General features: G+C 73.4%; 16 protein-coding genes and 1 pseudogene. 13 read left to right on the plus strand and 4 right to left on the minus strand.

All coding sequences use genetic code 11. From position 1 onward, the window contains the following. Nucleotides 1-29: 29 nt before the first annotated feature. The 4 genes from IE258_RS14280 to IE258_RS14295 form a co-directional block, all read right to left on the minus strand. A complete protein-coding gene (locus IE258_RS14280; RefSeq protein ID WP_189743395.1) occupies nt 30-1,718 on the minus strand; it encodes a tetratricopeptide repeat protein in 1,689 nt (562 codons plus the stop codon). Between the two features lie 120 nt (nt 1,719-1,838). After that, on the minus strand, nt 1,839-2,540 hold the full coding sequence (locus IE258_RS14285) for a lytic polysaccharide monooxygenase auxiliary activity family 9 protein (protein ID WP_189743397.1): 702 nt from the start codon (nt 2,538-2,540) through the stop codon (nt 1,839-1,841). A gap of 222 nt (nt 2,541-2,762) precedes the next feature. Further along, the gene (locus IE258_RS14290) at nt 2,763-4,898 is read right to left on the minus strand and encodes a DUF1996 domain-containing protein (protein WP_189743398.1); all 2,136 of its coding nucleotides are present in this window, start codon (nt 4,896-4,898) and stop codon (nt 2,763-2,765) included. Nucleotides 4,899-4,974: 76 nt separating this feature from the next. Next, nucleotides 4,975-5,961: a zinc-binding dehydrogenase gene (locus IE258_RS14295; RefSeq protein ID WP_189743620.1), complete on the minus strand. Its 987-nt coding sequence runs from the start codon at nt 5,959-5,961 to the stop codon at nt 4,975-4,977. Here IE258_RS14295 and IE258_RS14300 point away from each other — a divergent pair. From IE258_RS14300 to IE258_RS14360, 13 genes and pseudogenes are all read left to right on the plus strand, one after another. Continuing rightward, nucleotides 5,945-6,136, plus strand: a pseudogene (locus tag IE258_RS14300) (TetR-like C-terminal domain-containing protein); the annotation flags it as partial. The gene IE258_RS14295 and the pseudogene IE258_RS14300 overlap by 17 nt on opposite strands. A 94-nt stretch (nt 6,137-6,230) precedes the next feature. After that, a complete protein-coding gene (locus tag IE258_RS14305; RefSeq protein ID WP_189743401.1) occupies nt 6,231-7,034 on the plus strand; it encodes an SDR family NAD(P)-dependent oxidoreductase in 804 nt (267 codons plus the stop codon). A 74-nt stretch (nt 7,035-7,108) separates the two neighbouring features. Beyond that, complete coding sequence (locus tag IE258_RS14310; RefSeq protein ID WP_189743403.1) at nt 7,109-7,801, plus strand: class I SAM-dependent methyltransferase; 693 nt, start codon at nt 7,109-7,111, stop codon at nt 7,799-7,801. Between the two features lie 42 nt (nt 7,802-7,843). Next, a complete protein-coding gene (locus tag IE258_RS14315) occupies nt 7,844-8,161 on the plus strand; it encodes a gas vesicle protein GvpO (protein WP_159323824.1) in 318 nt (105 codons plus the stop codon). Nucleotides 8,162-8,197: 36 nt separating this feature from the next. Next, the gene (locus IE258_RS14320) at nt 8,198-8,713 is read left to right on the plus strand and encodes a gas vesicle structural protein GvpA (protein ID WP_189743405.1); all 516 of its coding nucleotides are present in this window, start codon (nt 8,198-8,200) and stop codon (nt 8,711-8,713) included. Then, nucleotides 8,710-9,495, plus strand: a complete 786-nt coding sequence (locus IE258_RS14325; RefSeq protein ID WP_189743407.1) for a GvpL/GvpF family gas vesicle protein — start codon at nt 8,710-8,712, stop codon at nt 9,493-9,495. Before IE258_RS14320 ends, IE258_RS14325 begins: the two co-directional genes overlap by 4 nt. Nucleotides 9,496-9,499: 4 nt before the next feature. Then, complete coding sequence (locus IE258_RS14330) at nt 9,500-9,778, plus strand: gas vesicle protein GvpG (protein ID WP_189743409.1); 279 nt, start codon at nt 9,500-9,502, stop codon at nt 9,776-9,778. After that, nucleotides 9,775-10,359, plus strand: a complete 585-nt coding sequence (locus IE258_RS14335; RefSeq protein WP_189743411.1) for a hypothetical protein — start codon at nt 9,775-9,777, stop codon at nt 10,357-10,359. The genes IE258_RS14330 and IE258_RS14335 overlap by 4 nt, the downstream gene beginning before the upstream one ends. Next, nucleotides 10,356-11,306 (plus strand): SRPBCC family protein, encoded by a 951-nt coding sequence (locus IE258_RS14340; protein WP_189743412.1) that lies wholly within the window; start codon nt 10,356-10,358, stop codon nt 11,304-11,306. The genes IE258_RS14335 and IE258_RS14340 overlap by 4 nt, the downstream gene beginning before the upstream one ends. Nucleotides 11,307-11,327: 21 nt before the next feature. Then, nucleotides 11,328-11,672, plus strand: coding sequence for a gas vesicle protein (locus tag IE258_RS14345; protein ID WP_189743414.1), 345 nt, complete (start codon nt 11,328-11,330; stop codon nt 11,670-11,672). Then, nucleotides 11,669-12,553, plus strand: a complete 885-nt coding sequence (locus IE258_RS14350; protein ID WP_189743416.1) for a GvpL/GvpF family gas vesicle protein — start codon at nt 11,669-11,671, stop codon at nt 12,551-12,553. Before IE258_RS14345 ends, IE258_RS14350 begins: the two co-directional genes overlap by 4 nt. A 35-nt stretch (nt 12,554-12,588) precedes the next feature. Further along, nucleotides 12,589-12,798: a gas vesicle protein gene (locus IE258_RS14355; RefSeq protein ID WP_003978205.1), complete on the plus strand. Its 210-nt coding sequence runs from the start codon at nt 12,589-12,591 to the stop codon at nt 12,796-12,798. Continuing rightward, nucleotides 12,795-13,097, plus strand: coding sequence for a gas vesicle protein K (locus IE258_RS14360; protein WP_087804742.1), 303 nt, complete (start codon nt 12,795-12,797; stop codon nt 13,095-13,097). Before IE258_RS14355 ends, IE258_RS14360 begins: the two co-directional genes overlap by 4 nt. Nucleotides 13,098-13,182: the final 85 nt, after the last annotated feature.

Raw genomic sequence — 13,182 nt, forward strand, 5'->3', positions numbered from 1 at the left:
CCGGTCCTCGCGCGGCGGGCCGGGTGGAGTCAGTGGTCCGTGGTGCAGCAGCCGGGCCCGCCGCCGGTGGCCGCGGTGGTGTCGAGACGGCAGAAACAGGACGCCTCGACCGGCACGTCCGCCAGCGCGGTGGCGAGCTTGAGCTGCCGCGCCACGATCGCCGCCTCCCCCGCCCTGCCCAGCCGCACCAGGCACTCGTGCAGTCCGTGCAGGGCCCAGACGTTGTTCGGGTGCTGGAGCGGGCGGGGCAGGGTGTCGTCCAGGCCCAGGTCGGCCCGGTAGACCGCCTCGGCCTCGGCGATCCGGCCCTGTTCCAGGAGCAGGGCACCGTAGGCGTGCCGGGTGGGCTGCATCCAGCCCCAGGGTTCGTCGTAGGGGAGGCTGTCGTCCAGCTCGATCGAACGCTCCAGGGCGGCGAAGGCGGCGGCGTGGTCGCCCCTGCGGTACTCCAGTTCGCCGTCGAGCATGGCCGAGGCGATGGCGAGGATGTCGGCGCAGGTGTTGTTGAAGAGCGTGCGGGACTCGGGCACCCGCTCGACCGCCGACCGGAACAGCTCGCGTTCGGCCTCCGCCTCCGGGACCCGGCCGGTGGCCGAGAGGGCGACGCCGCGGGCGTAGTGCAGCATCGCGGTCGTCACGCAGTACAGACGGGGGTCGGCCGGCCGGGGCAGGGCGAGGATCTCCGCCCAGCGGCCGAACCGGATCAGGACGTGCACCCGCATGGCCGGGAAAGCCTCCAGCCAGTCGGCCATCGGCGGGCTCTCCACCCGCAGCAGCTCCTCGGGAACGGACGCCTCCAGGCGGGCCGCGGTGTCGAGGGCGACCTCGTACTGCCCCAGGAACATCGCCCCGTAGATCCTGAAGTGGTAGTTGTGGCAGCGGTAGAGGGTGTAGAAGTTCATCGCCCCCGACCGGGCGCGGTACTTCTCGTCGGCGGCGATCGCGGCCTCGTTGTCCGACACCACACGGCGGTAGTCGCCGCACAGCACTTCGAGGTGCGACGGCATGTGCAGGAGGTGCCCGGCGTCCGGGACCAGGCCGCGCAGCCGGTCGGCGACCGTGAGGGCGGCCTCGGGAGTGGGCGACATCTCCAGCAGGTGGACGTAGAGGTGCAGGACGCCGGGGTGGTCGCGGCCCCCGTCGGCGGCCAGGGCGCGGTCCAGCACCTCCTTCGCCGCCAGGGTGCGCGCACCCTTGGCGGGCAGCCCTGAGCGCAGGTCCCAGAGCTGCCAGGGGGTCAGGTTCATCAGGGCGTCCGCGTAGAGGGCGGCCACGTCCAGGTCGTCGCGGGCCAGTTCGTACACGGAGCGCATGCTGTCGGCGTACGGCGCGTTCCACACCGAGCAGTCCTCGACGGCGCTCGCCTGCGGGTAGCGGGCGCGCAGGGCGCCGATGAGGGCGCGTTCGACCGGGGTGGCCCGGCCGGCCAGGCCGTGGGCGCGTTCGACGGCTGCGTGGGTGCGGTCGACGGTCCGGGTCAGCTCCTCGGCGTCGAATGCCTCCCACGGCTTGTTGTAGTTGGGGCCGAGGGCGTGGGCGATGCCCCAGTGGGCCATGGCGCAGTCCGGGTCCGCCGCGGCGGCGGCCTCGAAACAGGCGACCGCCTCCTCGTGGTGGAAGGCGTACGTCCACACCAGCCCACGGTCGAACCACCGCTGGGCCTCGGGCGAAGAGGTCGTCACCGGGCGCCCGTGGCCGCCCAGGTCGTAGTAGTCCATGAGGGGACGTATACCGCACCCGGGAACGGGCGCGGAGCACTTCGGCGGACGGTCGCCCGACCGGTGTCCCCGCCGGACGCGGCGCGCCCGGCGGGGGTGGGGGGACGGGAGTGGCGCGGGTCAGCCGAAGTCGACGTCGCTGCACAGGAAGTACGTCTGGTCCATGTGCGAGGCCTGCCAGATCGTGTAGACGACGTGCCGGCCGCTCAGCCCCGAGGTGCTCACCGGGATCTCGTAGTTCTGGCTGGGCGCGTAGCTGCCGGTCCGCGCGACCTGCTGGAGGGAGTCCCAGGTCAGTGCCTGCGTGGCGGGGTCGAAGCCCTGCTCGGTGACGTAGACCAGGAAGTAGTCGGCACCGTGGCTGGCCTGGTCGTGGAGCTTGACGGTGAAGTCGTCGGCGACGTCCGTGGTCTGCCACGGGCCCACGGTGTCGAGGGAGTTGTAGCGTCCGCTCTCGGTCCGGCCCCCGCTGCAGAGCTGGCCGTCGGGGACGACCGCCCGGAAGTCACCGGCCGAGCCGTTGCGGTACAGACCGTTCCAGTTCCACATGGCGTTGGGGTTGTCCTGCCACGCCTGCCAGCACATGGGGTCCTCGTCGGCCATGGCCGGGTTCTGGAAGTCGTCGCCCCAGCGGTCCCAGCAGCCGTAGTTGCGGGAGGCGGGGTCGACGACCGAACCGTGGGCGACGGCGGTGCCGCTCCAGGGGATCAGGGTGAGCAGGACCGCGGTCAGGGTGCTGAGGGCGAGGGTCGCCGCCCGACGGGCACCTCTGATCGGGGTGGAGACTCGCTTGTCATCCTTGTCGCGATCATGACAACTCATGAAGCCCTTCTTTCGTGTGGGGGGACGGCAGGAAGCACGGGCCCGGAACACCAATGGGAGCGCTCCCAAGGCCCTTTCGAAGAACAGGCTGCGCCCGGGTGACGGGATTGGCAACATCCGAATGAGCCACTTCCCGCCCCGCGATGGCGTGTTCGCTGCGCTCGAAAATGCGGTGGGCGGGGAAGGTCCCCGCCCACCGCCGTCATACCGGTGACACAGTCGTCACAGCGCACGTCGCCTGGATCGGAGCAGCAGCACGCATCCGCCGGCGAAGAGCACGCCGCCGACCGCCGCGGGCCACAGGCCGAGCCCGGAGCCCGTCTCGGCGAGTCCGCCCTGGGCCTGCGGCTCGGGCGCCGCCCCGGCGCCGCCACCGTTCCCGCCGACGTTCTCGTTGCCGTTGCCGCCGTTGCCGGCCGCCTCGGGTGTGGCCGGTGCGCCGCTCACCTCGTCCGGGGTGTCGGCGGGTGTCGTGGCGGACCTGGGCTCGGCGCTCGCGGAGGCGTCGGCGTCCCGTCCCCCGGCCGGGGGCACGGACTCGTTCCCGCCTGCCTGCTGGTCCTGGTCGCCCTGGCCGTCCTGGCCGTCCTGGCCGTCCTGGCCGTCCTGGCCGTCCTGGCCGTCCTGGCCGGTGTCCGCGGGTGCCGAGGCCGTGGCGGTCTGCTCGGCAGGGGGATCGGTGTTCGCGCCGTCGTTGCCGGGCTGCTCCTGGTCGTCGCCGCCCGGTTGTTCCTGGTCGTTGCCGCCGGGCTGCTCCTGGTCGTCGCCGCCGGGCTGCTCCTCCCCCTGGCCCGGCTCGGACCCCGGGGGTGTGTCAGGACCGCACTCACGACCGGAGTTGATGCACTCGACCATCTCGCGCATCAGGCCCTCGTCGAAGACGTTGATGAAGTCGCTGTGGTCGGTGACCGGCTTGTGCAGCTGCTCGGGGAAGGAGTCCACGGCGAACAGCGGCACGGTCTTGCCCCCGTCCTCCAGACTGGGTGCGGCCACGTCGTAGACGACCCGCTGGACCAGCCGCGGAACGGCCCGGAACCCCTCCGGGCAGCTGCCGTCGGCGGCGGCGAAGGCCATGTGGGTACGGTGGTTGGCGCTGTCGATGTTGCGGCCGTCCCAGCAGCTCTGGAAGGTGAAGGTGCGCACCACGTCGCTGCCCGAGGGGCAGAGCGGATACTTGTCCTTCAGCTGCCGGTCCTCGAAGCCGGTGCAGCTCCAGGAGGCGTTCGCGTTGGTGTTGCCGTTGACGAACGCCTTGGCGTCGCCGGTGATGATGCGCAGCAGCCGCGGCATCTCCGTGACCCTGCCGCGCTCGTTGCCCTCGAACGTGAGGGTGACCTCGGCCGGTGTGACGATCTCGCCCGCGTTGCCCTCGATGCCGCCGCCCGGTGACTGCGCGTCCTGTTCGGCGGTGCCGTTCTGGAGCCTCAGCACGGGCCAGTAGTACGAGGACTTGTCGCCCTGGTCGGCGCAGCTCGTGTCGCCCGCGGCCAGGTCCTCGTCACTGGCCAGGGCGTTGTTGGCCTGGTTGCCGACGTAGTCGTGGAAGTGGTGGGCGCCGTTGCCGACGCCGGGGGCGGCGATCAGGTTGTCCGAGTTGAACAGGCCCTCGGCGTTGACGCCGCAACTGGTCGCGAAGGAAGCGGTCGAGGCTTTCTTCTGCCGGGGTGCCCGCACGACGTTGGGCTGGACGGACTCGATGTCGGCGTAGTCCGCCGCCACGGGGCCGTTGCCCGCCTGTCCCCCGTTGCCGGGCTGCTGTTGCCCGTCCTGCTGCCCCTGTCCCTCTTGCTGCTCCTGCTCCTGCTGCTGGCCCTGTTCTTCTCCCCGCTGGTCCGGGCTGGCGCTTCCCGCGTCCGCCGACGCGATCTCGGTACGGCGCAGGGCGCACTCGGCGAGGGCGTCCAGGCCCTCGGGGCGGTCTCCGGCCTTGTCGACGGCGGCGGCGATGCGTTCGATCGTCGCCGCGCGTTCGCGCTTCAGCGGGTCGAGGATCGCGCCCTCGTCGAGGGTGCCGTCGTCCGCGGTGCGGGCGGCGTCCTGGAGACCGCGGTAGGCGGCGGCGATCTGCTCGTCGAGGTGGGCGAGTTCGGTGTCGACCTCCGGCCTGGCCTGCTCGGGAACGGCCGTGAGCCGTTCGGTCAGGTCGGGGCAGTCGACGGTGGCCGCGACTCCGGAACTGCCCAGGGGGACGGCGGTGTTGCCGGACTCCGTCGCGGAGGCGAAGACGTTGACGGCCACCAGGCCGCTGCCCCCCAGTATCAGCGCGACCGCTCCGAAGGTCGCGCGCCGCGCCCCGGTCGGGCGTCTGCGCCTGTTGTGTCCCAAGGCGTGCTCCTGTGTCGTGACGGACTCGGACATGAAATGCCCCCGGCTCCATACGGAACCGGGGGCCGGAGCGTTCAACCGCCGCTGGAATTCTCAGCTTTCCCTCACGTCACGGGCGCAGGACCAGCCGGATCGGGTCGCCCTCCTTCCTCTCCAGCCGGGCGACCGCTTCGGCGGCCTCGGCCAGCGGCAGCACCCCGCTGACGGAACCGGAGAAGTCCAGCCGCCCGCCCTGGATCAGCCGCAGCAGCTGCGGCAGGGCCACCGGCATGTCGGAGCCGTAGTGGCCGAGGATGCGCTGCTGGAGGTAGCTGAAGCGGGTCCCGTCCGTGACGGTGAGCGGCTTGTCGGTCAGGCCCACCAGGACCAGCCGTCCCTTGGGCGCGAGGACGGAGACCGCCTGCTCCCGTACGGGCGGCACGCCCGCGAAGTCGAACGCGGCGGCGAGGCCGGGGCCGCCGGTCGCCGCGCGGACCGTCTGCCGCAGCTCGGGGTCGGCGGAGTCCAGGGCGAGGTCGGCACCGGCGGCCAGGGCGCGTTCGCGGGCCACGGGGTTCGGGTCGACGGCGACGACCGGGCAGGCGCCGATCGCCCGGAGCAGTTGGACGGCGTGCACGCCGAGGCCGCCGACGCCCCACACGCCGACCGCCTCTGCGGGCCGGACCGCCGCGCTCTCGGTGATGGCGCCCCACGGGGTGGACACGGCGTCCGGAATGATCGCGCCCTGCTCGAAGGGGATGGCATCGGGCAGCGGTGTCATGGCGTCGGCGGCGGAGAGGGCGTACTCGGCCCAGCCGCCGTCGTAGTCGACCCCGCGGGTGTAGGTGACGCCGTCCCGCGACTCGCCCGCGTGCAGCACGACCCGCTGCCCGGGCGACCAGGCGGTGACGCCCGCCCCGGTCTCGGCGACGGTGCCGGAGACCTCGTGGCCGAGGGTGACCGTGTCGCCCCGGAGGAGCAGCGGGGTGAGTGTGCCGTCGACGAGGTGGACGTCGGAGAGGCACACGCCGGCCGCCTCGACCTTGACCAGCACCTCCCCCGGGCCGGGCTGCGGGCGGGGCACCTCTTCGAGCCGCAGGGTGCGGCTCGTCGTGATGGTCCGGCGGGGAGTCGAGCGGGGCGAGCTGGCCGCGGACACGGATCCCGGGCTGCTGATCGAGGCGGTCAGCGGTCCGCTGTTCGTGCGGGTGCTGCTCAGCGGGGCGCCGCTGGACGACGTGCTCGTCCACGGCCTGGTCGACCTGGCACTGGAGGGGGCCCGCCCGCGGTGAGCCGTCCGGCCGCTGCCGGACCGCGAGGTGAAGGTCCGGATCCGGGGAACCCGGCGGTCGTCAGGTGCGCGGGTGCGCCCGGGACGGAGGAACCATGGACGGCAGCAGGCCGCTCGCCCTGGTCACCGGGGCGTCCAGTGGGATCGGGTACGAACTCGCCGCGCTGTTCGCGGAGCACGGCCACGACCTCGTGGTCAACGCCGAGGACGAACGGCTGGAGCACGCCGCCCAGCGGCTGCGGGAGACCGGCGTGGCGGTACGGGCGGTGCGCGCGGATCTGCGGACCGCGGAGGGCGTGGACCAGCTGGTCGCCGCCCTGACCGGGCTCGCGGTGGACGTGGCGGCCATCAACGCCGGGGTGGGGCAGGGCGGCGCCTTCGTCGACACCGACCTCGCGGACGACCAGTCCGTCATCGACCTCAACGTGACGTCGACCGTGCGGCTCACCAAGCCCCTGCTGCGGGACATGGTGGCGCGCGGGGTCGGGCGGCTCATGTTCACGTCCTCGGTCGCGGCGACGATGCCGGGCTCCTTCCAGTCGGTCTACAACGCCTCGAAGTCGTTCGTCCAGTCCTTCGCGCAGGCCCTCCAGGAGGAGGTCTCGGACACCGGCGTCACGGTCACCTCCTTCATGCCGGGGCCGACGGAGACCGACTTCTTCCGGCGGGCCGGCATGGCCGACACCAGGGTCGGCACCATGCCGAAGGACGACCCCGCGCAGGTGGCCCGGCAGGCGTTCGACGCCGTCATGAAGGGCCGCGGCAAGCTCGTCACCGGCTCGGCGAAGACCAAGGCCCAGGGAGTGGCGGACAAGGTGCTGCCGGACCGCGTCAAGGCCGCCGTACACCGCCGGATGGCGGAGCCGGGCACGGCGCGGGACGCCGCCACCGACCGCTGAGACGCCCGGTCGGGCCGCTCGCCGACCCCGTCGCCCGAAGGGCCCCTTGTGGGTGACTCACTCCCGGTGGAACGATGCCCGGGCACCGGCTCACCGCATCGAAGGGACCCGCTGTGACCGACGACCGGGAACGCCCGCGGGCCGCCGCCGCGTTCGACGCGCTGGGCGCCGAGTACGAGAAGGCGTTCGCCGGGTCGAAGACGCACCGCCGCTCACTGGAGTGGCTGCTGGACCGGCTCGCGCCGCGCAGCCGGGTGCTGGACGTGGGCAGCGGCACCGGTCGGCCCACCGCCGAGACCCTCGCGGACGCCGGGCACGAGGTGCTGGGCGTCGACATCTCCCCGGTCATGGTGGAGCTGGCCGCGCGGCAGGTGCCGACCGCCGAGTTCCGGTGCGCCGACATCCGCGACGTGCCGCTGGCGGACGCCTCGTTCGACGCCGTCTGCGTGTACTTCTCGCTGCTCCAGCTGGACCGGGCGGAGCAGGCGGACCTCGTACGGCACCTGGTGCGGTTGCTGAAGCCGGGCGGCTACCTGGTCCTGGCCACCGTGCCGCTGGACGTGCAGGACGTCGACGCCACCTTCATGGGTCAGCCGGTGCGCGTGACCAGCTTCCCCGCACAGGACCTGATCGCCCTGGCGGAGGAGTCCGGCCTGGAGGTGCTGGCGCAGGAGGCGTCGATGTTCACCCCGGCCCACCCGGACGCCCGGCCCGAGCCGCACCTCTTCCTGCACTGCCGGCGCACGGGGCAGCCCCGGATGGGGTAACTGCGCACGCGCGGACCGGGGTCCCGCGGTCACAGTGGGCACATGACAGAACCTGGCGAGCGACGGCGCCGCACCACTTCCACGACCACGCGCGAGCGTGACGTGCGCGACGCCCGGGACGCCGCCCGGCGCGCCGCCGACGCCCTGTCGGAGCTGATCCGGCACCACCTCGAAGGGGTCTCCGCGGTGTGCCGCAGCGAGGACGGCGGCTGGATCGTCAACGTGGACGTGCTGGAGGTGGCACGCATCCCCGACACGACCAGTCTGCTCGCCACCTACGAGGTCGAGTTGGACCCGGCGGGCGACCTGGTCCAGTACCGCAGGATCGCACGCTACCGGCGTGGTGCCCAGGACCAGTGAGCGGACCGTGCGGCCCGCACCCGGAAGGACCCCCGCATGATCACCTACGACGACGAGGTCGTCTGCGCGCCCCGCGCCGGAACCCTCTACGACGTCCTCGAACTCATCCTCGACCGCGGCATGGTGATCGACGTCTTCGTGCGCGTCTCCCTGGTCGGTATCGAGATCCTCAAGGTGGACGCACGCATCGTGGTCGCGAGCGTCGACACCTATCTCCGGTTCGCCGAGGCCTGCAACCGGCTGGACCTGGAGCACGACGTGCGGTCCAAGACCGTGCCCGAGATGTTCGGCAGCCCGGTGGCCAAGACCGTGGGCAAGGCCGGTGCGCGGCGGACGGCACGCTCCCTCACCGACAAGGTGCGCGACGTCCTCGCGCCCGAGCACGACCGCGAGGAGGAGGCGGAGGAGGAGTCCGAAGGCCGTCCCCGCGAACGCGCGGAACGCGGCAGGAGCCCGCAGCGGCCCCGCGGCAGGACCGCCGCTCGCCCCCGCGACGACGACGATCGCCCCCGTTCCCGCCCCCGCCGGCGCACCGACGAGGAGGACCGATGACCGCGCCCGCCACCACCGGCACCGCCGTCGACGCCGACGCGGCGGCGCCCGCCCGCAAGGCCCTGTACGTGTACGGCATCGCCCCCGCCGAGGTCCGCACCCCCCGCTCCCCGGGCGTCGACGGCGCCCCGGTGCGGCTGCTGACCGAGTCGGGACTGTGCGCCGCGGTCTCCGACGCGCCCCCGCGGTTGCGGCCCCGGCGCCGTGACCTGCTCGCCCACCAGGCCGTCCTGGACGAACTGGCGGCGCAGGGTCCTGTGCTGCCCATGCGGTTCGCGGTCCTCAGCCCGCGGCCCGACACCCTGCTCGCCCAACTGCGCTCGGACTGCGCCCACTTGACGGAGCAGCTCGACGGCGTACGCGGCTGCGTGGAACTCAACGTCAAGGGGACGGTGGTACCCGGCCACTTCGCCGATCTGGTGCGCCGGGACGACAAGTTGCGGAGCCTGGCCCTGCGGACCCGGCGCCGGCCGGACTACGAGGCCAACGTCCGGCTCGGGGAGGCGATCGCCCTCGGTGTGCGCCGCGAGGCGCGGCGTGCGGCCCGGGAGGTCGTCGACCAGCTGGCACCGCTCGCCGTGCGGACGGTCCGGGGCACGACCGACGACGAGCAGGTGCTCAGCGCGTCGTTCCTGCTGCGCTCGGCCGACGAGACGCGGTTCCGGGAGGCGGTGGCGGCCCGGGCCCGGGCGTGCGGGGACCGGCTGACCCTCAGTGTGACCGGGCCGCTGCCCTGCTACAGCTTCGTCGACCCGCGCCCCGCGGCGTCGGCCGGCCGGTGACGGCGTGGGCATCGTGAGCGGTCTCCTCCTGCTGCCCCTCGCCCCGGTACGCGGTACGGCCTGGGTCGCCGACCACCTGCTTCAGGAGGCCCGGCGCCAGGCCCACGACCCGCGCGCCGTACAGGCGCGGCTGGCCGCACTCAACCGGGCCCTGGACGAGGGCGCCGTCGACGAGGCGGCCTTCGAACGGGAGGAGGAGCGGCTGCTCACGCTCCTCGAACACCCGGCTCGGCCCACCGGTCCTACCACCACCACGAAACCAGCGCGGAGACGACACCTATGAACGACAGCAGGACGGCCATGGCGGCCGCCGTGGCGGGCGGCTACCTCCTGGGACGCACGAAGAAGGCCAAGCTCGCCTTCGCGGTCGGCTCCTACCTGGTGGGCCGACGCGTCGGCCTCTCCCCCGGCCAGGTACTCGGCCAGGGACTGGGCAGCCTGCAACGGGCGCCCCAGTTCCAGGAGTTGAGCGAACAGCTCCGGGGCGAGCTGCTGACCGCCTCACGCGCGGCCGTCACCGCCGCGGCGAACCGCCGTCTCACCGGCCTCGCGGACAGCCTCCGCGACCGCACCGACGCGCTCACCGGCGAGGGCCGACGGGACGACGGCCGCGACGACCACGGCGACCAGGACGGCTCCTGGGACGAGGAGGCTCCGGACGAGGACGCCTACTTCGACGAGGAGGACCGGGAGGAGGACCGGCGGCCCGCACCGGCACCGCCCCGGAAGACGGCCAAGAAGGCAGTGCCGCGCAAGGCCGCGCCACCGGCGAAGAAGACGGCGAAGAAGGAGGCCTCGAAGGAGGCCGTACCGGCGAAGCGGGCGACGGGCCCGGGCGGCAGGCGGGGAGGTGGACGCGCATGACCCCGGACCGGCAGGGCGACGGCGGACCGTCGCCCCTCGGCGACCTCAAGGACGCACTGGGCGGGTACCTCTCCGCCGCCGGGCACGGGCTCGTCGGCAGGGCAGGGGATCGGATCGGGTCCCTGACCGACCGCCTGACCGAGTCCGCCGACAACGGTGGCTCCGAGGGAGGAGGTGACTCCGGGCGAGGCGGCGGCTCCAAGGACGGCGGTTCCAAGGGAGGCGGCGGCTCCAAGAGCGGCGGCGGCAGCATCAAGGCGACGCACATCATGGAGACCGTCGACATCGGCGTCCCCCTGCGCACCGTCTACGACCAGTGGACGCAGCTGCAGGACTTCAGCGGCTTCACCAAGGGCGTCCAGAGCGTCAGTCCCCACGACGAGGTGACCTCGGACTGGACCGCCAAGATCGCTTTCTCCAGCCGAAGCTGGAAGGCGACGGTCCAGGAGCAGATCCCCGACCGGCGGATCGCCTGGACCTCCGAGGGCGCCAAGGGCAGTGCCAACGGGGTGGTGACCTTCCACGAACTGGCGCCCCGGCTGACCCGGGTCGTCGTGGTCGTCGAGTACTACCCGGCGGGCTTCTTCGAGAAGACCGCCAACCTCTGGCGCGCCCAGGGACGCCGGCTGCGGCTGGACCTGAAGCACTTCGCGCGGCACGTGACCCTGCTGGACGGCGAGGAGGTCGAGGGCTGGCGCGGCGAGATCCGCGACGGCGAGGTCGTCAAGAGCCACGAGGACGCGCTGGACGAGGAGGACGCCGAAACCGCCTCCGACGACACCGAGGACGACGAGGACACCGAGGACGACGACCGGTACGACGACGAAGACGACGAAGAGGACGAAGAGGAAGGTGAGTACGACGACGAGGAGGAGCCCTATGACGACGAGGAGTACGAAGGCGACGAAGAGGGCGCACGCGACGAACGTCGCCGCCCGCGTCGCTGACGCCGCCGCCGGGAGCCGGCCGTGACCGACCTCGACCACCGGTACGCGGGCCCGGGTACCGAGCCTTACGGGCCCCCCTCCGGCAGCCTCGCCGACCTACTCGAACGCGTCCTCGACAAGGGCATCGTCATCGCCGGCGACATCAAGATCGACCTCCTCGACATCGAACTGCTGACGATCCGGCTGCGGCTGTTCATCGCCTCCGTGGACACCGCGCGGAAGGCGGGCATCGACTGGTGGGAGACGGATCCCGCCCTCTCGTCCCGGGCCGCGCGGGACGCGCTCGCCGAGGAGAACGCGCGGCTGCGGGAGCGCCTCGACGCCCTGGAGCGCGGCGCCGAGGAGACGACGGGAGCCGTGCGATGAGCGCGTCCGCCGCCGGACCCGCGGCCACCGGCCTCTTGTGCGCCTTCGCCGTCACCCGCACCCCGCCCGACCCGGCCGGCCTGGCGGCGGCGCGGGGGCACGAGGAAGGCGGTCCGCTGCGCGTCCTGCGGGCGGACGGCCTGTGCCTGGTCGTGCAGGACGTCCCCGCGGACCTGTTCGGCGAGGAGGCACTGACCGAGCGCCTCAACCGGCCCGAGGACCTGGAACGCTGTGCCCGCGCCCATCACCGGGGCGTCGAGGCCGCCGCCGGGCGGGGCCCCGTCGTGCCGCTGCCGATGGCGACGCTGTACCGCGGCGACCTGACCGCGGCTCGGGCGGTGGCCGCCCGGCGGCAGGTGCTGGACACGCTGCTGGACCGTCTGCGGGACCGCACGGAGTGGGCGGTGAAGGTGCACGTCGCCGAGGCCGAGCCCGAGGCCGCCGCGGCCACCGGCCCCGGTGCCCCCGCCCGATCCGGCGACGGCGGTCGCGGCTACCTCAGCCGGGTCAGCGCACGGCGGCGCGAACAGCAGGGTGCACGCGGGAGGGCGCTGGCCGAGGCGGAGGCCGTCGACGCGGCGCTGCGGCGCCACGCGGTCGCCGCGACGCGGCACCGCCCGCAGAGCGAGCGGCTGACCGGCCGCCGCGCCCCGCAACTGCTCAACGTCGCCTACCTGGTGGAGGACGCGCGGCGCGCCGACTTCACCGCGGCCCTGGCCCGGTTCACCGCCGGCGGGACGCACCCGGCGGTGCGGGTGGACGCGTCGGGCCCGTGGATCCCGTACTCCTTCGCCCGCTGGGACGAGGACCGGCAGGCCGACCCGGACCAGGAGGCCGACCCGGATCCACAGGCCCATCCCGACCAGGAGGCCCCGTCGTGACCGTCCCCGACGCCCGTACGCCGGGCCCGGCCCCCGTGCCCTGGGGCGGCCCGGAGCCGTACGCACCGGTGGGGGTGCCCCTCGTCGACCTGCTGGACCGGGTGCTGGCGACCGGTGTCGTGGTCAGCGGCGACCTTGTCCTGGCCGTCGCGGACGTGCCGCTGGTGCGGATCTCCCTGCACGCGTTGCTGTCGTCGGTGAACGAGCGGGTGCCCGCTCCCTGGCCGGACAGCGGGCCGCTGTGACCGCGCCCCGGGGCCGTGCCGCCCACGCCCTCGACCTGGACCCCGAGCGGGTCACGAACGACCTGGCCGCGCTGGTGCTGACCGTGGTGGAGCTGCTGCGTCAGCTCATGGAGCGCCAGGCCGTGCGCCGCTTCGACGAGGGGACGCTGAGCACCGAGCAGGAGGAGCGGCTCGGCACGGCGCTCATGCTGCTGGACGAGCGCATGGACGACCTGTGCGCCCAGCACGGTCTGAGCCGTTCCGACCTGAACCTCGACCTGGGTCCGCTGGGACCGCTGCTGGCGGACCCGGAGCCGTAGGGCACCGCGGGCGTGGCGCCCGGTCGTGAGGGGAAAGGGCCGGACGGCCGGCACGAGCGATCGTTATGATGGCGCCGAATCGCTC

It is taken from the genome of Streptomyces tendae, assembly GCF_014650435.1.
Taxonomy (GTDB): Bacteria; Actinomycetota; Actinomycetes; order Streptomycetales; family Streptomycetaceae; genus Streptomyces; species Streptomyces tendae.